The following is a 21,979-nucleotide window of genomic DNA, read 5'->3' on the forward strand; positions in this document are numbered from 1 at the left end:
GCGCCGGTTTTCTATCAATCTCGTTATCTGCGGGCATACGAGAGCTTTCCGCTGACGCCGGTGAAGTTGTTTCGCTATTTCGTGGTCCGCGAACGGGGGCGGGCCGTGGCCGTCCTGCCCGTCTCGCTGATCGACGGCCTGGACCCGCTCGGCCAGCTCCGCGCCCGCTATCCCCTGACCGGCCAGGAGCCTGGCCTGCTCAGCCACGTCTGGCACTGCTACGACGCCTGGCTGCCCGGCGCGCCCCACCTCGAAGCGGTCGTCGACGCGATGCGCGAGCTGGCCGGCGAGCTGGGCGCGGCCTGGTACGGCTTCGTCAACGTCGCCCACGGCTCGCCCCTGCGCGAGTCCCTGATCGAGCTGGGCTTCCCTGCCGAGCACATCGAGGATCGCTTCCGCCTCGACCTGCGCGGCGTGACGGACCACACCGCCCCCGCCACCCCGAGGGGCCGGGCCAACCTGCGGCGCAACCGCCGCCGGGCCGCCGAGGCCGGCGTGTCGTACACGGTCAGGCCCGCGGGCACCGCCAACCTCGCCGAGATCGGCAGGCTGTGCGCCATGACCGCGGCCAAGCACGGCTCGAGCGGCTTCTACCCGCCCGAGCTCTTCGCCGGTTTCGTCACCGCGCTCGGCGATCTCGCGCAGGCGGTCGAGGTCCGTCAGGGCGAGCGGCTCATCGCCGCCGGTGTCTGCCTGCGCGACCGGCACCGCTTCCACGCCTGGGCCTGCGGGGTCGACTACCGGGTCGACGGCCGCTTCAGCCCCTACCCCCTGCTCCACGCCGCCACGGTCGAGCAGGCCATGTGCGAGGGCCGGACGCTCTTCGAGGGCGGGCGCGGCAACGCCGCCTTCAAGCTCAAGCACGGGCTGCTCCGGCTCGGCCTGGACGCCTGCCTGCTGGAGGTCTGATGCGCGTGACGGCCGGCCTGCGCCCGATCGCCGACGGGCCGCTCTTCGCCACCGGCCGGTGGCTGGCCGCGATGCGCGACCGGGTGTCCGGCCTGCCGTACACCTTCGAGCTGGACGGGGCGGTGCTCCACGGCACGGTGGTGCGCGGCGCGCATCCGGGAGAGCCCTTCGACCTGCCGTACATCCTCACCGCCGACCCGGCGCAGCTGCCGCTCAGCGAGGCCGCCCGCGCCGCCCGCCGGCGGTTCGCGGGGTCCCCGGCCTGGACCCCGCACCTGGTCGTCATGCTGCCCGGCTACGAGTGCCACCCGCTCGGCCCGGCCGCCCGCGACGGCGCGACGCTCGGCGACCTGGTGGACGAAATCGTGGCCTGGTCACGCGCCGAGGGCCTGCGCGCCGTCGCCTTCCTCTACACCACCACACCGGAGCTGCAGCAGGTCCTGGGGCGCCGGGGCTTCGCCCGCATCCCCCTGTCCTACTCGTGCGAGCTCTCACCCGGCGTCCGGCTCCCGGCCAAGCGCCGCAGCGAGGCCCGGCGCGAGCTGCGCCGGCTGGCCGAGGCAGGGGTACGGCTGCGCGTGAGCGACATCTCCCGGCCGGTGCCGGGGATGGTCGACCTGAAGTGCCTGCACTCCCGCAAGTACGGGGGCGCGGCGGACCCGGCGGCCGTCGCCCACCGCCTGGCGGCCCTGTGCGACGGCGGAGCGCTGCTGTTCAGCGCCGAGCACGACGACCACCTGGTGGGTTACGCCCTCTTCATCCCTCACCGGGAGACGTGGTACTGCGTCAGCACCGCCAGGTGGTACGGCTCCGCGGCGGCCCGCCACACCTACTTCGCGACCGTCTTCTACGAGCCCGCCCGCCACGCCGCCGAGCAGGGCGTCACCCGCCTCCACTACGGCCAGGGCAGCTGGCGGGCCAAGCTGTCCCGTGGCTGCCGGGCGGTCGAGCTGCCGGCCTGGGTCCTCGCCCTCGACCCGGCGCTCGAGCCGGTCGTCGAGTGGAGCGCCCGGACCACCGAGCTGTCACCCTGAACGCCGGAGGGGCGGGAAGAGCACCGAACTGTCACCCTGAACGCCGCAGGAGCGGGAAGAGCACCGAACTCTCACTCCGAACGCCGGAGGGGCGGGAAGAGCATCGAGGTCTGCAGAACCGCCTGTTCCCAGCGGTCGAGCGCCAGGCCGTAGCAGGCGAGCAGGGCGGCGGTCCTGCGCAGGTCCACGCGCGGCAGGCCGGGCAGGAACTCGCAGGCCAGCAGGTCGGCCAGCGGATGGCGGGGCGGCAGCAGGGCGGCCAGTTCCGCGCCCGCGCCCGGCCGGGCGCTCGCGGCCAGCTCCGGGGCCAGCTTGCGCGCCTCGTCGTCGAGCTCGTGCCAGATCGCGGCCACCACCCGGGAGCGCACTCCGGCGCGCACGTCGTCGAACTCCCTGCTCTCCTTGGGGATGCCCGCCTCCAGCAGCGCCACCAGGTCGCGCAGCGCCCGCTGGTCGCCGTCGAGCGGGGTGCCGCAGCCCGGGCCGAGGAAGATCTCCGCCTCGTGCCGGGAGTCCTGCGGGCTGTCCGAGCTGTGCACGATGTCCAGCATGACGTTGACGCCGCGCAGGTCGCCCCGGATGGTGCCGGGCGCCGCCTGCGCCGGGTCGCTGGCGCCCTTGAGGGCACGCAGCCTCGCGTGAGCGTCAGCCGTGCACCTGTCCTCTACCAGCAGGACGAGGCTGGGCCCGAGGTCGAACACCAGGTCGACCTGCCGGTAGAAGTAGGCCTTCCAAGCGGAAGTGATCTTGCTTTCGTGAAAGGCGTCCTGGTTGGGCGGCCGGTGCCACACCACCTCGTAACGGACCGGCTCGAACCCGCGCTCCTCAAGGATGTCGAGGACGGGAGTGCACAGATGCCGCATCAGCGCATCGGGCGGAAACAGGAACAGGACGGTCCTGTCCCACACGATCCCGGTCATCCGTCACTCCCTGGAAGACGCCTCAGCCCTTGCGGGACTTCGATACTCGGGGACGTCGCGACACGACTCGGTTACGGTCCATTCTCTGCTCCTCACTTCGTCTGCGGGCGGCCGGACAAGCGCCGCCCGCGGCCCATTCCTAGGCTTATGTTCGCCCCATTTCCCGGGGATTTTCCGGGAGCGGGAGTTCTTGGCAGGAAACCGCCATTCCGGCGACGGCCACGATCGACGGCGCGACCATTCCCGGTGCGACCGCCCGCGCCGCCTCGTCCAGCACGACCACCCGCGCGATCCCCTCCGGCGCGACCACCCGCGCCGCATCGTCCGGCGCGACCACCCGCGCGATCCCCTCCGGCGCGACCACCCGCGCCGCATCGTCCGGCGTGACCGCCCGCGCGATCTCCTCCGGCGTCACCGCCTCGATGGCCGCGAGCTCGCCCGCGAGCGTCCAGTCCGGGCAGCCGGCCACCAGGGCGTGCCTGCCGTACAGCAGGGCCTCCTCCAGCGACTGCTCCGCCTCCAGCCGCAGCAGCGCGGCCGTGCGCCGCGCGGCCCGCGCCACCTCCGCCGGCGACCAGGCGGGCTGCGCCAGCAGCGCGACGGCGGTCGCCACGACCTCCTCGACATGCTCGGGCGCCGTGGCGACGAAGGCGCGCCACACCCCGGTGTCGCGGTAGGGCGCGGCCAGCGCCCACAGCTCGTAGCAGAGCCCGCGCCGGTTGCGCAGCTCCTCGGTCAGCAGCGCCGAGCTGGCCCCGGCCAGCAACTCCATGAGCACCAGCCAGGCAGGTCGCAACGGGTGCCCGTACGGCACCGCAGGCCCGCCCAGCACCACGCCAGCGGTGTCGCTGTTGAGCTCGAGCGCCTTCCGCCCGGCCCCCACCACCGGCGGGCCGGCACAGGCGGGCGGCGTCCACGGCGGGAGCGCGGCCAGCGGCCCCTTCTCCAGGGCGCCGGCCACCGCCTCGGGCGCGGCGCCGCCGCAGACCACGACCCCCGCCGAGCCCAGCCACCGGGCGTGGTGGGCGCGCAACGCCTCCAGCTCCACCCGGCCGACCTCCTCGATCGTGCCGCCGACCGGGCGGCCCAGGGGATGGCCGGGGAAGGCGAGGTCGAAGAAGACGTCGTGCACCACGTCCAGCGGGTCGCTGGCGGCCAGCCGCAGCTCCTCCTGGACCACCTTGCGCTCGGCCGCCAGCACCGCGCCGCTCAGCTCCGGCTCGGCCAGCGCCCTGGCCAGCACGTCAAGGGCGCGCACCGCCGCCTCGGTGGGCACCCGCGCGTACAGCACCAGGTGCTCGCGGCTGGTGATCGCGTTGGCCTCCCCGCCCAGCGCCTCCAGCAGGTCCACCGCCCGCTCCCCGCCCGCCGACGGCGCCTGCAGCAGGATGTGCTCCAGCAGGTGCGTGCCGCCCGCGGTGGCCTCGTCCTCGTCGCGGGATCCGGTGCGCAGCCACACGCTCACCGTGGTCACGTCGGCCTGCGGACGGTGCAGGACCCACGCCGGCGGGCCGCCCGCCGGGTCGGCGCGGACCGGTCGCGTCACAGCGCGCCCGCCGCCTTCGCCCCGCCCAGCAGCTCCTCGTCCACCTCGTCGCCGTGGACCAGGATGAACCGCCCGACGGGCGTGTGCGCCCACAGCGCCCCGCCGCTCTCGCCGATCGTCAGCCGGTCGGTGCGGACACCGCCCTCGACCGGAAGCGCGAACAACGTCAGCCCCGCCTCCAGCGCCGCCTTCGGGCTGAGCCGGTCCAGCACCGCGGCGCCCGTCATGCGGCTCTGCAACACCGTCGCGGCCAGGCTGACCGGCCTGCGCAGCGCCTTCACCACCGTCGTGCGCCGCCTGAGCCGGCTGGCGCGCACCAGCGCCCTGCGCTCCCCCGGCAGTTCGGGCACCTCCAGCGGGCCGGCCGCCAGCAGTGCCGCCAGCTCGGCGTACTCCGGCCAGAGCGCCAGCTCACTGACCGCCAGGGCGCAGGCCCGCAGCGTCCCTGGGGAGGCCGCCCCCAGCAGCACCGCCACGTCGATCAGGTCCCTGGCCCGGTAGGGCTGCTCGAAGCGCTCGTAGAGCAGGGCCACGAGGTTCTTCACCACCGGGTCGCCCGGCACGCTCGTGCGGTGCGGCGCCCCGAGGCCGTCGCCCAGGTAGGCGAGCGTGCTCAGCTCGATCCCGTACGGCAGGCCGTACGGGTCGTCGGGCCGCCTGCGCAGGCTCAGGATCACCTCCGGCTCCCGCTCCAGCCGGATGAAGGTGGCCGTGTGCATGGACCAGCCATCGTCGAGCAGCCAGGCCGCCAGCTCCCACAGCCGTTCCCGCTGCGGCACCCAGAAGTCGAGGTCGTTCATGTACCTGAGCAGCGGGTCAGGGTACCTGTCGGCGATCTCCAGCCCCTTGAGCGAGACGACCGCGACGGGCAGGCGCGCCTGCTGCTGCCGGTAGAACGCCATCCGCCCGCGGTGTTGCGCCAGCTCGTGCGCCAGCCCCGGGCCCAGCCGCCGCCCCTCTCCCTCCCACGCGCTCAGCAGTGTCGCCACCAGCGAGGGCTGCTCCCGCCTGGCGACGTACAGCATCTCGCCGGGAGTCTCCAGCTCCTGACCGGTGACCAGCGCCAGCGTGCCCTCCAGCTGGGCGGCGCTCACCCCGCTCACCCCGCTCACCCCGACCCCGCTCACCCGGCTCATCGCGGCGGCCTGCGCAGGCACCAGACCGCGGTCGAGGACTCGGGCGCGAGCGGCCTGCCGGTGAAACCGGCGTACGCGCCCTCCACCTGCCAGCCCGCCGCCTCGGCCCAGCCCGCCACCTCGGCCATGGTGAGGAAGCAGAACCGGATGGGCGGGAAGTAGCCGCGCTCGACCACCCTGCGGTCACCGTCCAGCCGCTCCACCAGCCCGACCAGCTCGGCCTCCAGCCCCTGCTTGTCGAGCATGCGGGTGATCTCGTAGATCGCCCGGCCCTCGTCCCAGACCCGCAGCCGGGGCACCCCGTCCCTCGCCTTCTGCCGCTCCGGCCGGGGCTGCACCACCTCGAACGCCAGCCGCCCGCCCGGCCTGGCGTTACGGAAGGCGCACCGCAACGCCTCCGGCACCGACCGCCGGGACAGGTGGTTGAGGGTGTTCTGGCCGCAGTACTGCAGCGCGGCCGGTTCGGGCAGCTCGCACGCGGCGAGGTCGGCCCTGATCAGCCGGATGCCCGGCCCCAGCCGCGTGCGGGCCTCGGCCAGCATCGCCTCCGACACATCGACGCCCACCTGGGGATCCAGCTTGGCCGCCAGCCGCCCGACCCCGATCCCGAGATCGGCCACCGGCCCGTCGGCCGCGCCGGCCAGGCGCTGGTAGAACTCGATCTCGGCGGGGTCGTCCTGCGCCATCGCCGTCCACGCGCTGTAGATCTCGGCCCAGTGGTCGAAGTCCGCCATCGACGGCTCCTTTCGCGTCGGGCCTCGATCACACCATCCGGGTCCGGCGGCGGCCAGGGTTCCCGCGTGGCACGAAGATGCCGACCTCAGGCGGGTTCCGCGGCGTCGGCTCACCAGTTGGTGAAGGCCCCGTCGCGGGTGCGCAGGTGGGGGCGTTCGGCGGCGACGGCCTGGTACTTCCTGGCCTGGACGCGGTCGATGTCGACGCCGAGGCCTGGCAGATCCGGGACGTCCAGGCGACCGCCACGGACCTGCGGCCGAGCGGTGAAGACGTCCGCCAGCTCGGGCTGGGCCTGGTGTTCCTGCACCCCGACGTACGGCGCGGCCAGGTTCAGGTGCAGCGACGAGGCGGCGGTGACCGGGCCGAGGGGGTTGTGGGTGGCCAGTTTGACGTAGTGCGTCTCGCACATCGCGGCGATCTTCCTGGCCTCGGTGAGCCCCGCCGCCACGGCGACGTCCACCCTGGCGTAGTCGACGAGGTCCTGCTCGACGAGCCGCTGGAACTCCCATTTCGACCCGAACTGCTCGCCCGCCGCCAGCGGCACCGCCGTGCGGGACCGCAACGATCGATACGCTTCGAGGCCCTCGCAGCGCAGCGGGTCCTCCACGAAGTACGGCTTGGCCGCTTCGATCTCGCGGCACAACGTCACGGCCTCGGGCAGGTCGAGCCGCGTGTGCACGTCGAGGATCAGCTCCACGTCGTCACCCACGGCCTGCCGTACCGCGTGGAACAGTTCGATGCCCCAGCGCATCGAGGCCCGCTGGTCGAGGGTGCCGTCCCTGTCGTGGGGCACGGCGAAGCGCAGGTGCCGCCAGCCTTCCCCGACGAGCGCCCGCGCCCGGTCCAGGAACGCCTCGAGGTCGTGATAGTCGTCCCCCAGGTGCGCGTAGGCGGGGACGTGGTCACGTACCCGCCCGCCGAACAACTCGTAGACCGGCACGCCCAGCGTCTTGCCCCGGATGTCCCACAACGCCACATCGATCGCGGCGATGGCGGACGACACGATCCGGTCGGCGGGGAAGAAGCCCCGGCGGAACATCACCTGCCACAGGTGCTCGATCCGGGCGGGGTCCTCGCCCAGCAGCAGCTCGCCCAGGTGCTCGATCGCCCCCGAGACCGCCTTCTGCCGCGAGCGGATGCCCACCTCGCCGATGCCGTGCACGCCCTCGTCGGTGTCGACGACGAGCAGCATCATGCTGTCGCCGTGTTCGGGCAGGGTGAGCACTTCCCAACCAGTGATCTTCACAGGCGAACTCCTATGAGAACGTTACCGGGATTCTCAGAAACGCCATCATGCATCATCTCCACACCGTCCGCCAGACACGGGTTCACCAGGTTTCGAACCGCGAAGATACGCTCTTGACGCTTCCGGGAACGTTTGCAACCATCCTCCGTACCGACGACGTGGCGGAGGGCAACGTGGCAGTGACGATCAGGCAGGTGGCGCAGGCCGCCGGAGTGTCGGTCTCGACCGTCTCCCGCGCGTTCACCACCCCCGACCAGGTGCAGCCCCAGACCCTGCAGCGCATCCGCGACACGGCCGCGAAGCTGGGCTACGCGCCCAACCCGGCGGCCCGCTCGCTGCGCGGCGGGAAGACCGAGTCTCTCGGGCTGATCATCCCCGACATCGCCAACCCGTTCTTCCCGCCGATCTTCAAGTCGATGCAGGCCCGCGCCAGGCGGCTGGGCTACACCGTCCTGGCGGCCGACACCGACGAGCGGGAGTCCGACGAGCTGGAGACCATCACCGCGGTCGCCAAGCGGGTCGACGGCATGATCCTGTGGGCCTCCACCCTGCCGGAGGACAGGCTCGCCGAGCTGGCGCGGACCATGCCGGTGGTGCTGGTGAACCGGCACGTGCCCGGCATTCCGGAGATCCACATCTCGCTGACCGCCGGCATCTCCCAGGCGGCCGAGCACCTGAAGGCCTACGGCCACACCAGGTGCGTCTTCGTCAACGGCTCGCGGCCCGAGCTCAGCCGCGGCAAGTCGATAAGAGAGGCGTTCGAGGCGCACGAGTTGTCCCTCGTCGAGCTGGGCCCCTACGAGCCGCGCTTCGAGACCGGCGTGCACGCCGCCACCCTGGTCACCTCCTGCGACGCCACCGCGGTGCTCGCCCACAACGACCTGGTCGCGCTCGGCGTGCTGCACCAGCTCGCCAAGCTCGGCGTCGACGTGCCGCGGGAGGTCAGCGTGATCGGCATAGACGACACCCTGCTCGCCGAGACCTCCACCCCGTCGCTGACCACCATCCGCATCTCGGCCGAGGAGCTCGCCACCCAGGCCACCGACCTGCTGCTCGACACCATCGCCGGGCGCGGTGCCGGTCGCGTCCTGGAGATCGGCTCCCGGCTCATCCCCAGGGCCTCGACCGGTCCCGTCCTCCGCTGACCGCGGTTCCCGAGGTACGGCGCGCGCCGTACCGCCATCCCGTCATGCCGTCTTCAACACCGTTTTTCCTGCTATGACCTGAATGCGGGAGTTCAGATGAAGAAGATCACCGCCTCCCTCGGCGTCGCCGTTCTGGCCACGACCGCCGCCGCGTGCGGATCGTCCTCCGGTGCCGGGCAGGAGTCCGCCACCATCACCCTCAGGGTCCAGGGCATGCCTCCGGCGACGGACAAGCCGGGCCTGGCCGCGTTCGAGAAGACGGTCGCCGACTTCGAGAAGCAGAACCCCGGCATCACCGTCGAAGGCTCCCCGGCCACCTACGACCCCCTGACGTTCTCCGCCAAGCTGGCCGGCGGCAAGGTCGAGGACGTGATCAAGGTGCCGCTCACCGAGCCGCAGGGCCTGATCGCCCGCAAGCAGGTCAAGCCGCTGACCGCCGAGCTGGCCAAGTGGCCGCACTACAAGGAGGTCAACCCGCAGGTGCTGCGGCCGCTGAGCGACGCCGCCGGCCAGGTGTACGGCGTGCCCCAGTCGCCCTTCGCGATGGGACTCGTCTACAACAGGGAGCTGTTCGAGAAGGCGGGCCTCGACCCGGACAAACCGCCGGTCACCTGGGAGGAGGTGCGGGCCCACGCCGAACGGATCGCCGAGAAGACCGGCAAGGCCGGATTCGTGCACGAGTCCAAGAACAACCAGGGCGGCTGGCAGCTCACGAAACTGACCTACACCTTCGGCGGCGACATGGAGCGGCTGGACGGCGACAGGTGGGTGGCCGCCTTCAACGCCGAGCCCACCCGGCAGGCGCTGACCCTGCTGAAGGAGATGCGCTGGACCGACGACTCCATGGGCGCCAACCAGCTCAACGACCAGAACGACGTGATCAAGCGGTTCGCCGCCGGCGAGGTCGGGATGTACCTGGGCACGCCCGGCACCTACCGGCTGGCCAAGATGACCTACGGCATGCGGAACATCGACGCGTTCGGCATCGGCCCGCTCCCCCAGGCCGGCGGGAACGCCACGCTGACCGGCGGTGACGTCTACATGGTGCCCAGGTCGGCCTCCGCGGGGAAGACGGCGGCGGCGGTGAAGTGGCTGCTGTTCGCCTACGCCCAGCCGCAGTACGACACCGGCGCCGCCGCCGAGCGGGCCAAGGCGCTGGCGGCCGATCCGAACGCCGCCGTCGGCGTGCCGACGCTGCCGATGTTCGACGCCGCCCGGCAGGCGAAGATCGACGAGGCCGTCAGGCCCTACGTGAACGTCAAGCTCGAGCACTTCCGGCCGTGGATCGAGGGCACCCCCAGACTCCGGCTCCGCGCCGAGCCGCCGGTGCAGGCCCAGGCCGTCTACGCCGTGCTCGACAGCGTGGTGCAGGCCGTCCTGACCGACAGGGACGCCGACGTCAGCGCCCTGCTGGCCAAGGCCGAGACCGACGTGAACGCCAAGCTCGCCGCGAGCCGGCAGTGACCGTCGCGACGCGCGCCAGGAGGCGGGGGAACACCGTCATGGCGTTCCTGTTCCTCATCCCGGCCTTCGTCGCCTTCGGGGTGTTCTCCTACTGGCCGATGATCCGGGGACTGCTGATCTCCTTCCAGGAGACGAACCTGGTCGACCCGGCCACCTGGGTCGGGCTGGACAACTTCGCCGCGCTCCTGCGGGACCCGCTGCTCTCCACGGCGATCGCGAACACCCTGCTGTTCGTCGGGCTCGGCCTGCTGATCGGGTTTCCGGCGCCGCTGATCCTGGCCACCGTCATGTCGACGGTGCGGAAGGGCGCGGGGATCTACCGCTTCCTCGTCTACCTCCCGGTGGTGATCCCGCCGGTGGTGGCGATCCTGCTGTGGAAGTGGTTCTACGACCCGGGGCACGGCCTGTTCAACGAGTTGCTGGGCCTGGCCGGCCTGGGCCCCTTCCCCTGGCTGGAGTCGCCCAGGACCGCGATGCTCAGCCTGGTCATCCAGTCCACCTGGGCCTGGATGGGCAGCACGGTCCTGATCTACCTCGCCGCCATGGTCACCATCCCCGCCGAACTCTACGAGGCGGCGCAGATGGACGGCGCGTCGATCGCGCGCCGGCTGTGGCACATCACCCTGCCCCAGCTCCGCCCCACCATCGGCCTGCTGCTGCTCCTGCAGCTGGTCAGCACCACCCAGGTCTTCACCGAGCCCTACGTGTTCACCGACGGCGGCCCGGAGAACAGCACACTGACGATCCTCCTGCTGATCTTCAGGTACGCCTTCAGGGACGGCGCCTACGGCCAGGCCGCCGCGCTCGCCTTCCTCCTGGCGATCTTCCTGGGCCTGATGTCGGCGATCTACCTGCGGGCCACCCGCGCCTGGAGCTCCTCATGAGCCTGATCTCCCACGTCGAGGAGCGCCGGCCGGCGGTCAGGGCAGCGGTGCGCGCGGTCCAGTGGCTCACCCTGGCCGTCCTCCTGCTGATCGGCGTCGGCCCGCTCTACATGACCGTCAAGGGCGCGGTCTCCCCGGCCACCGACCTGATCGCCGAGCCGCTCCAGCTCTGGCCCGGCGACCCCAGGCCGGAGAACTTCGGCACCGCCTGGAACGACCTGGGCATCGGCCACTACCTGCTCAACACGGTGCAGGTCGTCGGCGGTTCGTGGGCCGTCCAGCTGGTCGTCGCGATCACGGCAGGCTACTCCCTGTCGGTCCTGAAACCCCGGCTCGGCAGGCTGATCTACGGCGCGATCCTGGCCACGATGTTCGTCCCCTACACCGTCTCCATGGCCAGCCTCTTCCTGACCATCATCGACCTGGGCCTGGTCGACTCCTACTGGTCGATCTGGCTGCCCGCCGGAGCCGGCGCCTTCAACGTGCTGCTGGCCAAACGCTTCTTCGACGCGCTGCCGCCGGAGCTCTTCGCCGCCGCCCGGGTCGACGGCGCCGGCTCCTGGCAGCTGCTGACCAGGATCGTGCTGCCGATGAGCCGCCCGATCCTGGCCGTCATCAGCCTGATCGCGATCATGCACAGCTGGAAGGACTTCATCTGGCCGCTCGTGGCCATCACCGACCCGGACAAGCAACCCATCAGCGTGGCCCTGGCCACGCTGGCCGACCAGGCGCCGCAGGACCTCCTGATCGCCAGCATGGCGATGGCGCTGGCCCCGCCGGTTCTCCTGTTCTCGGTCTTCCAGAAGTACGTCGTCGCCGGGCTCGGCTTCACCGGCGTCAAAGGCTAACCCCCCGAAAGGCGGACCCCCCATGCCTGATGTCTCCCGCCGCACCCTTCTCCAGACCGCCGCGCTCGCCGGCGCGGCCTCCGCGCTCACCGTCACCCCCGCCCAGGCGGACGCCCTGTCGATCTCGGCCGACGGCATCACGCTCGTCGCCGAGGCCGGCGGCTCGATCCTCGTCCGCGACGGTTCGGGGACCGATCTCCTCAGGATCGGCCACTTCATGATCAAGGACACCGTGCTCGGGCAGCAGCGCACGTTCGGCGGCACGCCGAGCCTGACCACGGTGAACGGCCGGCCCGCCCTCCAGGTCGCCTACACGATGCCGGCGAGCGCCTCGGCGGTGACCGTGCGCGGCACGTTCACCGTGGCCGCCCGCCGGGCGAGCCTGAGCTGGGAGGTGACCGGCAGCGCCACGCTCTCCCCGACCGGCTACATGTTCTCCCGCGCTCTGGTCGGCAACACCGCGCCGGAGAAGTACGTGCCCGCCACCGTCTGGACGAAGGACCCCCGCGGCGGCGTGCCGTACGAGGTCAACGCGGGCTCGCTCTACCAGGAGACGTGGGCCGGCACGCGCGCCTGCTTCCGGCTGGCGGCCTCCAATCCGTCGTTCACCAACGCCACCTGGATCCACGCGCCGGCCGGCCAGGACGGAGCGACCCGGGTGGAGCTGGTCCTCGGCGACCTGCGGCCGAGCGCGGCCAACGCCGTGGCGACCGCCGCGCCGCTCGGCGTCGACGTGTGGAGCGACCAGCCCTTCGGCCTCTACGAGCCGGGCGCGACCATGGCGGTCAACGCCCAGGTGGTCAACGGCGCCGCCGACGCCAAGCCCGTCACCCTGACCTGGTGGGCCCGCGACTTCAACGGCACCGTGCTCGGCACCGGCCGGCTCACCAGGACCGTCGAGCCCGGCGCGGCCTGGCAGGAGACGCTCACCGTGCGGGGGCCCGCGCAGGGCCTCGTGTTCACCGAGGTCAAGGCCACCTCGGGAGATGAGGAGGCGTTCGCGCGGACGAACCTGGCCACTCTCAAGCCCTACGCCTACCGCGCCGACGGCAGGTTCGGCATCGCGAACTACACCTGGCTGCTCGTCCCGGACAAGCAGCAGGTCGGCCGGCTGATGCAGAGGATCGGCGTGAGATGGGTGCGCATCGCCTACGACGGCGCGCCGGGCATCCCGCCCGCGGAACTCGACGCGCTGGGCATCAGGCACAACGTCCAGCTCGGCGGGGTGATCTTCAACGGTACGGCGGAGCAGATCGCCGCCTGGGCCGACGACCGGGCCAGGATCGCCGTGCAGTCGGGTGCCGCCTACTTCGAGGTGGCCAACGAGCTGAACCAGCCCTGGATGTCCGGGCAGAAGGCCGCCGAATACGTGCGCGACGGCCTGAAACCCATCCACGACAGGCTCAAGGACTCCGGCGTCAAGCTGATGAACTGCGGGCTGGGCGGCATGGACTACCGCTGGACGGCCAACTTCCACGCGGCGGGCGGCTGGGACCTGATCGACGCGTTCGCCTTCCATCCCGGCCGGGGCAACTTCACCGCCGACTACGCCCCGCCGCCGGAGGAGTGGGAGCAGGGCGCCAACGGCTCCTACTGGAACTTCCTGGGCGCGCTGCGCAAGGCCAGGCAGACCCTCGACGAGTACGGCGGCGACAAGGAGCTCTGGCTGACCGAGGCCTACGCCTGCACCAGGCCCAACCGCTGGTGGAACGACACCCACCGCCAGGCCGCCGAGAACGTGCTGCTCCAGCTCGCGCTCTGCCTGTCGGAAGGCGTGGACGGCGTCAACTGGTACCAGCCCCACGACAGCACCATCCACCACCCGCAGGAGGCCGATCCGAACAACCCGGAATACCACTTCGGGCTGCTGAACCGCGACACCAGCGCCAAGCCCGCGCTGCTGGCGTTCGCGACGGCCACACGCCACCTCGAGGGCGCGACGTTCAAGCGCTGGCTCACCTTCGCCGACCCCGACCTGAAGGGCCTGCTCTTCGACACTCCGCGCGGCAAGCTCGCGGTCCTGTGGAGCCGTAAGGACGGCTACATCCTCAACCGCGACCACGGCGCCGACCAGTGGTACCCGCACCCCGAAGGCTGGGTGGACCACTGGCCGACCAAGACGTGCGTGTCCCTGAAGTCCTCCGGTCCGGCGATCCGGGAGATCGACTGCATCGGGCAGGAGCGCACGATCACCGCCACGGGCCGCCGCGTCCAGGTCACGTTGGACGGCGCCCCGCGTCTCTACTACGGGCTGGAGCTATGAGAACCGAATCCCTCTCCCACGACGTGACCGTGATCGGCGGCGGTCTGGCCGGCGTCAACGCCGCCGTCGCCGCGGCCCGGCTGGGCCGTACGGTCGCCCTGGTCACCAACCGGCCCGTGCTCGGCGGCAACTCCAGCAGCGAGGTCCGGGTCTGGGTGGTCGGGGCGACCGGGCACGGCAGGAACCACCACGCCCGCGAGGGCGGCATCATGGGCGAGCTCTTCCTGGAGAACCAGTACAGGAACCCGCAGGGCAATCCCTACTTCTGGGACACGACCGTTCTCGACCTCGTCCGGCAGGAACCGAACATCGCGCTCTTCCTCAACACCGACGTGCGGGAGGTGTCGTGCCCGGCGGGCCGGATCAGCGCCGTGACCGGCTGGATGATGGGCTCGGAGCGGCTGATCACCTTCGAGTCGCCGATCTTCCTGGACTGCACCGGCGACGGGCTCGTCGGCCACCTGGCCGGCGCGAGCCACCGCGTCGGCCGCGAGGGACGCGCGGAGTACGGCGAGCCGTGGGCGCCGGAGGTGCCCGACGACATCACGCTCGGCAGCACGCTGCTCTTCTACACCAAGGACGCGGGCGAGCCGGTCCGTTACGTCCCGCCCAGCTTCGCCAAGGACATCACCGGGACGTCGATCCCCGAGCGGCGGATCATCAGGGCCGGCGACAACGGCTGCGCCTACTGGTGGATCGAGTTCGGCGGCGAGCTGGACACCGTGCACGACAACGACCGCATCCGCGACGAGCTGTGGTCGGTCATCTACGGCATCTGGGACCACATCAAGAACTCCGGGAAGTTCGACGCGGAGACCATGACCCTGGAGTGGGTGGGGTCGCTGCCCGGCAAGCGGGAGTACCGCCGGTTCCTCGGCGACCACGTGCTCACCCAGCACGACGTGCTGGGCCAGACCCCGTTCGACGACAGGGTCGCCTTCGGCGGATGGTCGATCGACCTGCACCCGCCGCAGGGCATGTACGCCAAGGAGGACGGCGCGAAGCAGCGCTACGCCGACGGGATCTACCACATCCCCTACCGGTGCCTCTATTCGCGGAACGTGCCCAACCTGCTCATGGCCGGGCGGAACATCTCCGCGTCGCACGTGGCGTTCGGCTCGACCAGGGTGATGGCCACCTGCGCCACGATCGGCCAGGCGGCCGGCACCGCGGCCGCCCTGTGCGTGGCCGGCGGTCTCTCACCTCGCGAGCTGGACGCGCGCGACCTTCAGAGAACCCTCCTGCGGGAGGACGGCTCGATCATCGGCCTGCCGTACGAGGACCCCTCGGATCTCGCGCGGACCGCCACCGCCTCCGCGTCGAGCACGTTGACCCGATTCGCGGTCGAGACCTCGGCCGAGGTGTGGCCGCTGGAGGCGGACGCCGGACTGGTCGTGCCGGTCGACCCGGCTCTGGACGCGATCGAGCTCATGCTCGACGCGGCTGCCGGCACCGAACTGGTCGTGGATCTCTACGATCCGGTGCTGGGCCAGAACTACGTGCCGCGGGAGCTGATCGCCTCGCATGCCGTACCGGTGGAGCCGGGGAAGAACCAGTGGGTCCGCGTGGATCTGTCCTTCCGGCCCGGTCGGGCGCAGAACGCGTTCCTGCTGATCAGGGCGAACCCTGACGTCCGCCTCCATGTCGCCGACCGGCCCACGCCTGGCGTGCTCTGCCTGACCCGGGTCCCGCTGCGCCCCCAGGACGAGGCGCCCCAGCTGCTGCGGGAGTGGTCCGACGCCGGTCTGCTGCGCCGCACCTTCTGCTTCCGGGCCGGCCCGACGGACGCCTTCGCGCCGTCCAAGGCGCTCGACGGCTTCCAGCGTCCGCACGCCGGACCCCACATGTGGGTGTCGGACACCCTGCCCGCCACCCTCGAACTGTCCTGGCCGTCGCCGGTGACGATCGGCCGCGTCGACGTTCTGGCCGACGACGACGTGAACGAGGACCTGATCAACCTGCACCACCACCGCACGCCGTTCGAGGTCATGCCGACGCTGCTCCGCGACTACCGGCTGCGGGTACGGCAGGACGGCGGCTGGCGGACGGTGGCCGAGGTGCGCGGCAACCGGCGCCGACGCAACGTCCACGACCTCGAGCCGGTCGCCGCCGACGCGCTGAGGATCGTGGTCGAGGCCGGCAACGGGACACCGTACGCCCATGTCGTGGCGGTTCGCGTGTATGAGTAGACCCATGAAGCGTGTCCTGGTCACCGGTGCGGCCGGCCGTATCGGCCGGGCCGTCCTCGACCTGCTCGGCCGGCGGGGGATCCCGGCCAACGCCCTCGTGCTGGAAGATCCCGGAGACCTCAGGGCCGAGCTGGTCGTCGAGGGAAGCGCGACGGACCCGCGCGCCGTGCGGGAAGCCCTCAGGGGGGCCGACGCGGTGATCCACCTCGCCGCGATCCCCACCCCCGAGCGGCATCCCGCCGAGACGGTCTTCGCCACCAACACCCAGGCCACCTACACCGTGCTGGAGCAGGCCGGCCAGGCGGGGATCACCCGGGTGTGCACCGCGAGCAGCACGGCGATCTCGGGGCTGCCGTTCGCCGCGCGCGCCCTCCACCCGCGATACGTCCCCGTGGACGAGGAGCAACCGCCAGGGCCCGAGGATCCCTACGCGCTGTCCAAGCAGGTCGACGAGCTGACCGCGCAGATGATGTCGCGCCGCTACGGCATGTCGGTGGTCGCCCTGCGCCTGCCGTACGTCGGCGGCTTCGACGAGCGCCTCCTCGACTTCGCGCGACGGTGCGAGCTGGACCCCGGCCTGCACGCGCCCGGCCTGTGGGCCTACCTCGAGACCCGCGACGCGGCCCGGGCGTGCCTGCTCGGCCTCAGCCCCGCCGGCTTCCACGTCGTCACCGTCGCGGCCCCGGAAACCCTGGTCTCCCACTCCACCGAGGATCTGCTCCGCCGCTATCACCCCGCCGCCGAGATCCGCTGCCCCCTGCCGGGACGCACCGTCCCGCTGAAGCTGACCAGGGCCACCGCCGTTCTCGGCTTCAGCGCGGAGTTCCGCGTCTGACCCGACGGTGGGCGAGGCGGGTCAGAAGAGGGTCAGCGGTTCGGCGGGCACCGGCTCGGGCAGCGGCTCCACCTCGGGCAGGCGGGCCCGCACTTCGTCGTGGAAGCGGCGGGCGAGCGGCAGCGCGTCGGCGTTGTCGGGCGTGTGGATGAACACGGTCGGCGAGCGGCCCTCGCGCAGCCACTCGGTGACCGTACCGACCCAGTGCCGCCAGCCCTCGACGGTGCGCCCGGTGTCGTCCCTGCCGAGGTAGCGGACGATCGGACGGCCGGTCAGCGCGCGTGACCGGCGGGGCACGCGAGGCTTCTTCGTCCAGGCGTCCCGTTCGGCGTCGCTGGTCGGCGGGCTGCGGAACAGGGTGGTGGTGTCGAACGGGATCCATTCGGCCTCGACGCCCGCCAGCACCTGTTCGAGGAGCCGCTCGGAGCGGGCGTCGTCGAAGAAGGCGCGGTGGCGGACCTCGACGGCGTACCGGTGAGAGCGCGGGAGGCGGCGGAGGAAGGCGGCCAGGGCGCCGAGGTCGGCCGGCCCGAACGATCCGGGAAGCTGCACCCACAGGGCGTGCGCCCGCGGCCCCAGCGGCTCGATCGCCTCCAGGAACGCGCTCAGTTCCTCCTCGACGCCGCTCAGGCGGCGCTCGTGCGTGATGGATCTGGGCAGCTTCACCACGAAGCGGAAGTCGGGGCCGGTCTGGGCGGCCCACGTCTCCACGGTGGCGCGCGTCGGCGTCGCGTAGAAGGTGGTGTTGCCCTCCACCGCGTCGCACCAGCTCGCGTAGGCGCGCAGGCGCTCGCCCGGTGGGAGCGGATGCGGCAGGAAACGCCCCTGCCATGGGGTATGAGTCCACATCGCGCATCCCACGTGAAGCCGCATGGAATCGACGCTATCGGATCCGCGCCGGTGATCCTTTCGTGACCCGGCAGGCGGCGAGCGCCTACCCTGGACGCCACGGCGAGCTTGGAGGACGTGGTGGGGCGCAGGCCGACGATCGACAGGGCGGAGCTGGCGCGGCTGGTCAGCGAGGGCATGAGCGTGCGGGAGCTGGCGGCCCACTTCGGGGTGAGCGAGTCGGGCGTGCTGCAGGCCAAGCGGGCCGCGGGTCTGGCCAAGGCGCAGCTCGACCACGGCGGGGCGCTGCCGTGGACGCTCAGCCGTACCCACGCCCAGTCGGGGCCCGCCACCAACCTGCGGAACCTGTCGGCGGCGGCGCAGGGCAGGCCGGTGGCGCCCGAGCGGCTCAACACCGCCCTGCGGTGGGCGCGGCGGCTGGTGGACCAGGGTCTCGACGTGGCCTATGACCCGGTGGAGGGGTTCACGGAGGTCCCGGCGGCCCCGTCCGGCTCGCATGTCGCCGAGGTGCTGGGCCGCGCGGTGAAGGCCGTCGAGGGTAGCTGACGGAGGCGTTTCGGCACGCGCCTCCGGGGCAGTCGGAAGGCCGATCACGGCACATCCCGACAGACTCCGGAGGCGTCTGATGACCACCTCAACTCTGATCTGGGTGGCCGTCATCGTGGTGGTGGTCATCGCCATCGCCGCGGTCGGCTACGTCATCCTTCAGCAAAGACGCCGGGCCGGCCTGCGCGACAGGTTCGGGCCGGAATACGAGCGCGCGGTCGCCGAGCACGACAGCACGCGCGAGGCGGAGCAGGAACTGATGGCGCGGGAGCAGCGCTTCTCCGAGCTCGACATCAGGCCGCTCGACGAGGGCAGCCGGCAGGTCTACGCCGTGCGGTGGGGCGAGGTGCAGGAGCGCTTCGTCGACGCGCCAGGGTTCGCGGTGACCGAGGCGGACCAGCTGGTCACCTCGGTGATGGGTGACCGCGGCTACCCCACGGGCGACTACGACGACAAGGTCTCGACGCTGTCGGTCGCGCACGCCACGACGCTGGACCACTATCGCAAGGCCCACGAGATCAGCGGCCGCGCGGCCAGGAAGGAGGCCTCGACCGAGGAACTCCGCCAGGCCATGGTGCACTACCGCGCGCTGTTCCAGGACCTGCTGCACGACGACGCCCCTCACTTCCCCCGTCAGGAACCCAGAGGACGGTGAACGATATGACCGAGCACAGACCCGCCGAGGACGCGCTGCAGGTGCCCCCACCGCGCGCCGACCAGGCCAGGAACGATCCCGACGCCACCGACGACGCCACCGACCGCGACTTCCAGGCCACCGCCGCAGAATCGCGTGACCAGAACGCCGAGCGGCAGTGGCAGGGCCGCACGCGCGACGACCTGGCCCAGGAGGACCAGGCGCGCGCCGGCCAGGCGTGGGAGGGCGGCCACGAGGAGCGGCACCAGCCGATGATGGACGCCGACGCCGGCCGTCAGCAGGAGGACACCCGCTACCACGACCCCTACGAGACGCAGGCGCCGGACGACGTCCTCGCCGGCCACCGCGGCGAGACCGCCCGGCCGGAGGCCGCCGGGCAGGGCGCGGGAACGGCCGAGCCGGAGCGGACGCAACCGGCCACGGCCGGGCCCGCCGGGCCGGGATCCGCCGCGGGCCAGGACATCCGCCGCGAGGCCGCCGAGCCGGGCGGGTTCCTGCTCGACCAGGACCCTGAGCAGGTGCGCATCCGCTGGCGTGAGGTCCAGGCCTACTTCGTCGACGATCCCCGCGAGTCGGTCGACCGGGCCGACGCGCTGGTGGAGGAGCTGCTGGCGACCCTGACCTCCCGTGCGGCCCAGCTGCGCGACCGGTGCAAGAACGCCGGCGGGGGCGACACCGAGGTGCTGCGCCAGGCCCTGCGTGAATACCGGTTGATGGTCGACCAGTTGCTCACTCTCACCCCGGCGGAAAGGTGACATGACATGCTCGCCATCGTCGCGGCGATCGTGTTCGGGCTCGGGTTCTTACTCGACCTGCTGAACACGAGGATCGCCGGCATCAGCGGAATGGCCTTCGTCCTGCTCGGCCTGTGCCTGCTCGCCCTGCACCAGGCGGGCGTCGGGACGGCCGGCATCAGCGGCTACCGCGGCGGCTGGCGCCGTACCAGGCGCTAGCGCCACCACGATCCACCCTGAGATCACGAGGGGCGCCCTGCGGGAGGGCGTCCCTCGTGCGTGCCCGGCCTGGCACGTGCTCAGCGGGCGTGGGAGACGGTCCGTTCGGTCATGGCGGCGTACTCGAACTCCCGGCGGGGATCGCTCAGCGCGGCCAGCGCCGTGATGTCCCTGCGGAAGAACAGCGCGAGCGTCCAGTCCATGAGCACCCGCGCCTTCCTGTTCATGGTGGGCATCCGCGACAGGTGGTAGGTCCGGTGCACGAACCACGCCAGCGGCCCGCGCAACTTCACGCCGTAGATCTGCGCGACGCCCTTGTGCAGGCCGAGGCTGGCGACCGAGCCCGCGTAGGCGTGCCGGTACGGCCTGCGCGCCGTCCCCCTGATCGTGGCCAGCAGGTTGTCGGCCAGCACCCTGGCCTGCCGTACGGCGTGCTGGGCGTTGGGCGCGGTGTACTGGCCCGGCTTGGTCAGGTCGGGTACGGCGGCGCAGTCACCCGCGGCGAAGACCTCGTCGTGGCCCTCGACGTTGAGGAACGGCGTGGCCCGCACCCTGCCCTTGCCGTCGAGGGGCAGGTCGCCGTGCGCGACGACCGGGTTGGGTTTGACGCCTGCCGTCCACACCAGCGTGGCCGCGTCGAACACCGAGCCGTCGTCGAGCACGATCCGCCCGTCCACGGCCGACTCGAGGCTGGTCTTCAGCCGCACGTCGATGCCGCGGGCGCGCAGCTGCTCCAGGGTCCAGGCGCCCATCTCGGGCCCCACCTCGGGCAGGATCCGGTCGGTCGCCTCGATGAGGTACCACTTCAGGTCGGACGGCTCGACGCCCGGGTAGTAGCGGCACGCGTCGTGGGCCATGTCCTCCAGCTCGGCCAGCGCCTCGACGCCGGCGAAACCGGCGCCGACGAACACGAAGGTCAGCGCCTCACGCCTGATCGCCTCGTCGTCGGTGGAGGCGGCCAGGTCGAGCTGGCCGAGGACGTGGTTGCGCAGGTGGATGGCCTCCTCCACGGTCTTGAACCCGATGCCGGACTCGGCCAGCCCGGGGACGGGCAGGGTGCGGGAGATCGAGCCGGGGCACACGACGAGCAGGTCGTAGCCGACGCTTCGCGCCTGACCCCGGTGCGGCCGGAAGCTCACCTCGCGCCTGCCGGTGTCGATGTCCTCGATGACGCCGTTGAGAATCGTGCAACGTGGCAGCACCCGGCGCAGCGAGACGACGACGTGCCTGGCCTCCAGGTTGCCCGCCGCCGCCTCGGGAAGGAACGGCTGGTAGGTCATGTAGGAGTCGACGTCGATGAGGGTGATGTGCGCCTCGCCCGCGCGAAGCCGGCGCTGGAGCCGCAGCGCGGTGAACATCCCCACCGAGCCGCCGCCAAGGATAACGATGCGAGGAGTCATCGCGCTCCTCTACCCCCGAAGCGCATCGTAACCGTGCTGCCTTCCTCGCCGGTGCGGATGTCGACGCTGCCGGCGAGCCGTCGGGCCACCCACAGGCCCATGCCTCTGGTCGCGTCGGGCGCGGGCGGTGTGGCGCCCGGTTCGCCCTCGAGCTTCCACCGGCCGTCGTCGTGCACCTCCACGACGACCTGGTCGTCCTCCCGCCAGATGCGCAGGCGGGCCTTGTCCCGGGCGCCGTGGGTGACCGCGTTGGTGGTCACCTCGTTCACGGCGACGAGGAGGTCGGTGACCTCCGTCTCGGACAGGCCCGACGCACGCGCCTGGTCCGCGGCGAAACCCCGGACCTCCGGCAGGTCGGACAGCCGGAAGATCACTTCTCTGAGCAGGGCGTTCCTTTGTTCCCCGTCCATGGGAAGCCCCCA

21 protein-coding genes are annotated in these 21,979 nt (G+C 71.8%); 13 read left to right on the forward strand and 8 right to left on the reverse strand.

What is annotated here, in order from left to right; all coding sequences use genetic code 11:
• The first annotated feature begins 60 nt into the window (after positions 1 to 60).
• Both ACWEVS_RS36710 and ACWEVS_RS36715 read left to right on the forward strand, forming a co-directional pair.
• A complete protein-coding gene (locus ACWEVS_RS36710) occupies positions 61 to 909 on the forward strand; it encodes a GNAT family N-acetyltransferase (protein ID WP_452555330.1) in 849 nt (282 codons plus the stop codon).
• Positions 909 to 1,943, forward strand: a complete 1,035-nt coding sequence (locus tag ACWEVS_RS36715; RefSeq protein ID WP_452555332.1) for a GNAT family N-acetyltransferase — start codon at positions 909 to 911, stop codon at positions 1,941 to 1,943. The genes ACWEVS_RS36710 and ACWEVS_RS36715 overlap by 1 nt, the downstream gene beginning before the upstream one ends.
• A gap of 71 nt (positions 1,944 to 2,014) precedes the next feature.
• On the opposite strand, the gene ACWEVS_RS36720 is transcribed toward ACWEVS_RS36715, so the two are convergent.
• The 5 genes from ACWEVS_RS36720 to ACWEVS_RS36740 form a co-directional block, all read right to left on the reverse strand.
• Complete coding sequence (locus tag ACWEVS_RS36720; protein ID WP_452555334.1) at positions 2,015 to 2,863, reverse strand: nucleoside-diphosphate kinase; 849 nt, start codon at positions 2,861 to 2,863, stop codon at positions 2,015 to 2,017.
• Positions 2,864 to 3,008: 145 nt separating this feature from the next.
• Positions 3,009 to 4,409, reverse strand: coding sequence for a M16 family metallopeptidase (locus tag ACWEVS_RS36725; protein ID WP_452555336.1), 1,401 nt, complete (start codon positions 4,407 to 4,409; stop codon positions 3,009 to 3,011).
• Positions 4,406 to 5,545, reverse strand: coding sequence for a nucleotidyltransferase family protein (locus tag ACWEVS_RS36730; protein WP_452555338.1), 1,140 nt, complete (start codon positions 5,543 to 5,545; stop codon positions 4,406 to 4,408). Before ACWEVS_RS36730 ends, ACWEVS_RS36725 begins: the two co-directional genes overlap by 4 nt.
• Positions 5,542 to 6,279, reverse strand: a complete 738-nt coding sequence (locus ACWEVS_RS36735) for a class I SAM-dependent DNA methyltransferase (protein WP_449920639.1) — start codon at positions 6,277 to 6,279, stop codon at positions 5,542 to 5,544. The genes ACWEVS_RS36730 and ACWEVS_RS36735 overlap by 4 nt, the downstream gene beginning before the upstream one ends.
• Positions 6,280 to 6,389: 110 nt before the next feature.
• A complete protein-coding gene (locus ACWEVS_RS36740) occupies positions 6,390 to 7,526 on the reverse strand; it encodes a mandelate racemase/muconate lactonizing enzyme family protein (protein WP_449920641.1) in 1,137 nt (378 codons plus the stop codon).
• Between the two features lie 173 nt (positions 7,527 to 7,699).
• Between ACWEVS_RS36740 and ACWEVS_RS36745 the strand changes: the two genes are divergently transcribed.
• From ACWEVS_RS36745 to ACWEVS_RS36775, 7 genes are all read left to right on the forward strand, one after another.
• On the forward strand, positions 7,700 to 8,671 hold the full coding sequence (locus ACWEVS_RS36745; protein ID WP_449920643.1) for a LacI family DNA-binding transcriptional regulator: 972 nt from the start codon (positions 7,700 to 7,702) through the stop codon (positions 8,669 to 8,671).
• A 96-nt stretch (positions 8,672 to 8,767) separates the two neighbouring features.
• Positions 8,768 to 10,135: an ABC transporter substrate-binding protein gene (locus tag ACWEVS_RS36750; protein ID WP_449920646.1), complete on the forward strand. Its 1,368-nt coding sequence runs from the start codon at positions 8,768 to 8,770 to the stop codon at positions 10,133 to 10,135.
• 38 nt (positions 10,136 to 10,173) lie between these two features.
• A complete protein-coding gene (locus ACWEVS_RS36755) occupies positions 10,174 to 11,019 on the forward strand; it encodes a carbohydrate ABC transporter permease (RefSeq protein WP_354910803.1) in 846 nt (281 codons plus the stop codon).
• Positions 11,016 to 11,867 (forward strand): carbohydrate ABC transporter permease, encoded by an 852-nt coding sequence (locus ACWEVS_RS36760; RefSeq protein WP_452555341.1) that lies wholly within the window; start codon positions 11,016 to 11,018, stop codon positions 11,865 to 11,867. Before ACWEVS_RS36755 ends, ACWEVS_RS36760 begins: the two co-directional genes overlap by 4 nt.
• Positions 11,868 to 11,889: 22 nt before the next feature.
• A complete protein-coding gene (locus ACWEVS_RS36765) occupies positions 11,890 to 14,130 on the forward strand; it encodes a hypothetical protein (RefSeq protein WP_452555343.1) in 2,241 nt (746 codons plus the stop codon).
• Positions 14,127 to 16,319: an FAD-dependent oxidoreductase gene (locus tag ACWEVS_RS36770; protein WP_452555345.1), complete on the forward strand. Its 2,193-nt coding sequence runs from the start codon at positions 14,127 to 14,129 to the stop codon at positions 16,317 to 16,319. The genes ACWEVS_RS36765 and ACWEVS_RS36770 overlap by 4 nt, the downstream gene beginning before the upstream one ends.
• 4 nt (positions 16,320 to 16,323) lie before the next feature.
• Complete coding sequence (locus ACWEVS_RS36775) at positions 16,324 to 17,154, forward strand: NAD-dependent epimerase/dehydratase family protein (RefSeq protein ID WP_452555347.1); 831 nt, start codon at positions 16,324 to 16,326, stop codon at positions 17,152 to 17,154.
• Positions 17,155 to 17,175: 21 nt separating this feature from the next.
• Here the strand turns inward: ACWEVS_RS36775 and ACWEVS_RS36780 are convergent, their stop codons facing one another.
• Positions 17,176 to 18,027: a DUF72 domain-containing protein gene (locus ACWEVS_RS36780; protein WP_449920657.1), complete on the reverse strand. Its 852-nt coding sequence runs from the start codon at positions 18,025 to 18,027 to the stop codon at positions 17,176 to 17,178.
• A gap of 96 nt (positions 18,028 to 18,123) precedes the next feature.
• On the opposite strand from ACWEVS_RS36780, the gene ACWEVS_RS36785 reads away from it, so the two are divergent.
• The 4 genes from ACWEVS_RS36785 to ACWEVS_RS36800 all read left to right on the forward strand — a co-directional run bounded on the left by ACWEVS_RS36785 (position 18,124) and on the right by ACWEVS_RS36800 (position 20,157).
• A complete protein-coding gene (locus tag ACWEVS_RS36785; RefSeq protein ID WP_354910787.1) occupies positions 18,124 to 18,549 on the forward strand; it encodes a hypothetical protein in 426 nt (141 codons plus the stop codon).
• A 79-nt stretch (positions 18,550 to 18,628) separates the two neighbouring features.
• Positions 18,629 to 19,204: a hypothetical protein gene (locus tag ACWEVS_RS36790; RefSeq protein WP_449920659.1), complete on the forward strand. Its 576-nt coding sequence runs from the start codon at positions 18,629 to 18,631 to the stop codon at positions 19,202 to 19,204.
• 5 nt (positions 19,205 to 19,209) lie between these two features.
• Positions 19,210 to 19,959: a hypothetical protein gene (locus tag ACWEVS_RS36795; RefSeq protein ID WP_449920662.1), complete on the forward strand. Its 750-nt coding sequence runs from the start codon at positions 19,210 to 19,212 to the stop codon at positions 19,957 to 19,959.
• A 6-nt stretch (positions 19,960 to 19,965) separates the two neighbouring features.
• Positions 19,966 to 20,157, forward strand: coding sequence for a hypothetical protein (locus tag ACWEVS_RS36800; RefSeq protein WP_452415568.1), 192 nt, complete (start codon positions 19,966 to 19,968; stop codon positions 20,155 to 20,157).
• 80 nt (positions 20,158 to 20,237) lie between these two features.
• On the opposite strand, the gene ACWEVS_RS36805 is transcribed toward ACWEVS_RS36800, so the two are convergent.
• Positions 20,238 to 21,557, reverse strand: a complete 1,320-nt coding sequence (locus ACWEVS_RS36805) for an NAD(P)/FAD-dependent oxidoreductase (protein WP_449920665.1) — start codon at positions 21,555 to 21,557, stop codon at positions 20,238 to 20,240.
• Entirely contained in the window at positions 21,554 to 21,967 is a 414-nt protein-coding gene (locus ACWEVS_RS36810) for an ATP-binding protein (RefSeq protein WP_449920668.1), read from the reverse strand. Before ACWEVS_RS36810 ends, ACWEVS_RS36805 begins: the two co-directional genes overlap by 4 nt.
• Positions 21,968 to 21,979 lie beyond the last annotated feature (12 nt).

The organism is Nonomuraea sp. NPDC003754, from assembly GCF_053605785.1.

Coding starts and splice junctions, on each gene's coding strand:
- ACWEVS_RS36720 (WP_452555334.1), bottom strand. CDS start 2,863: ATGACCGGGATCGTGTGGGACAGGACCGTCCTGTTCCTGTTTCCGCCC.
- ACWEVS_RS36775 (WP_452555347.1), top strand. CDS start 16,324: ATGAAGCGTGTCCTGGTCACCGGTGCGGCCGGCCGTATCGGCCGGGCC.
- ACWEVS_RS36810 (WP_449920668.1), bottom strand. CDS start 21,967: ATGGACGGGGAACAAAGGAACGCCCTGCTCAGAGAAGTGATCTTCCGG.
- ACWEVS_RS36755 (WP_354910803.1), top strand. CDS start 10,174: ATGGCGTTCCTGTTCCTCATCCCGGCCTTCGTCGCCTTCGGGGTGTTC.
- ACWEVS_RS36730 (WP_452555338.1), bottom strand. CDS start 5,545: ATGAGCCGGGTGAGCGGGGTCGGGGTGAGCGGGGTGAGCGGGGTGAGC.
- ACWEVS_RS36765 (WP_452555343.1), top strand. CDS start 11,890: ATGCCTGATGTCTCCCGCCGCACCCTTCTCCAGACCGCCGCGCTCGCC.
- ACWEVS_RS36750 (WP_449920646.1), top strand. CDS start 8,768: ATGAAGAAGATCACCGCCTCCCTCGGCGTCGCCGTTCTGGCCACGACC.
- ACWEVS_RS36800 (WP_452415568.1), top strand. CDS start 19,966: ATGCTCGCCATCGTCGCGGCGATCGTGTTCGGGCTCGGGTTCTTACTC.
- ACWEVS_RS36760 (WP_452555341.1), top strand. CDS start 11,016: ATGAGCCTGATCTCCCACGTCGAGGAGCGCCGGCCGGCGGTCAGGGCA.
- ACWEVS_RS36795 (WP_449920662.1), top strand. CDS start 19,210: ATGACCGAGCACAGACCCGCCGAGGACGCGCTGCAGGTGCCCCCACCG.
- ACWEVS_RS36790 (WP_449920659.1), top strand. CDS start 18,629: ATGACCACCTCAACTCTGATCTGGGTGGCCGTCATCGTGGTGGTGGTC.
- ACWEVS_RS36770 (WP_452555345.1), top strand. CDS start 14,127: ATGAGAACCGAATCCCTCTCCCACGACGTGACCGTGATCGGCGGCGGT.
- ACWEVS_RS36805 (WP_449920665.1), bottom strand. CDS start 21,557: ATGACTCCTCGCATCGTTATCCTTGGCGGCGGCTCGGTGGGGATGTTC.
- ACWEVS_RS36715 (WP_452555332.1), top strand. CDS start 909: ATGCGCGTGACGGCCGGCCTGCGCCCGATCGCCGACGGGCCGCTCTTC.
- ACWEVS_RS36780 (WP_449920657.1), bottom strand. CDS start 18,027: ATGCGGCTTCACGTGGGATGCGCGATGTGGACTCATACCCCATGGCAG.
- ACWEVS_RS36735 (WP_449920639.1), bottom strand. CDS start 6,279: ATGGCGGACTTCGACCACTGGGCCGAGATCTACAGCGCGTGGACGGCG.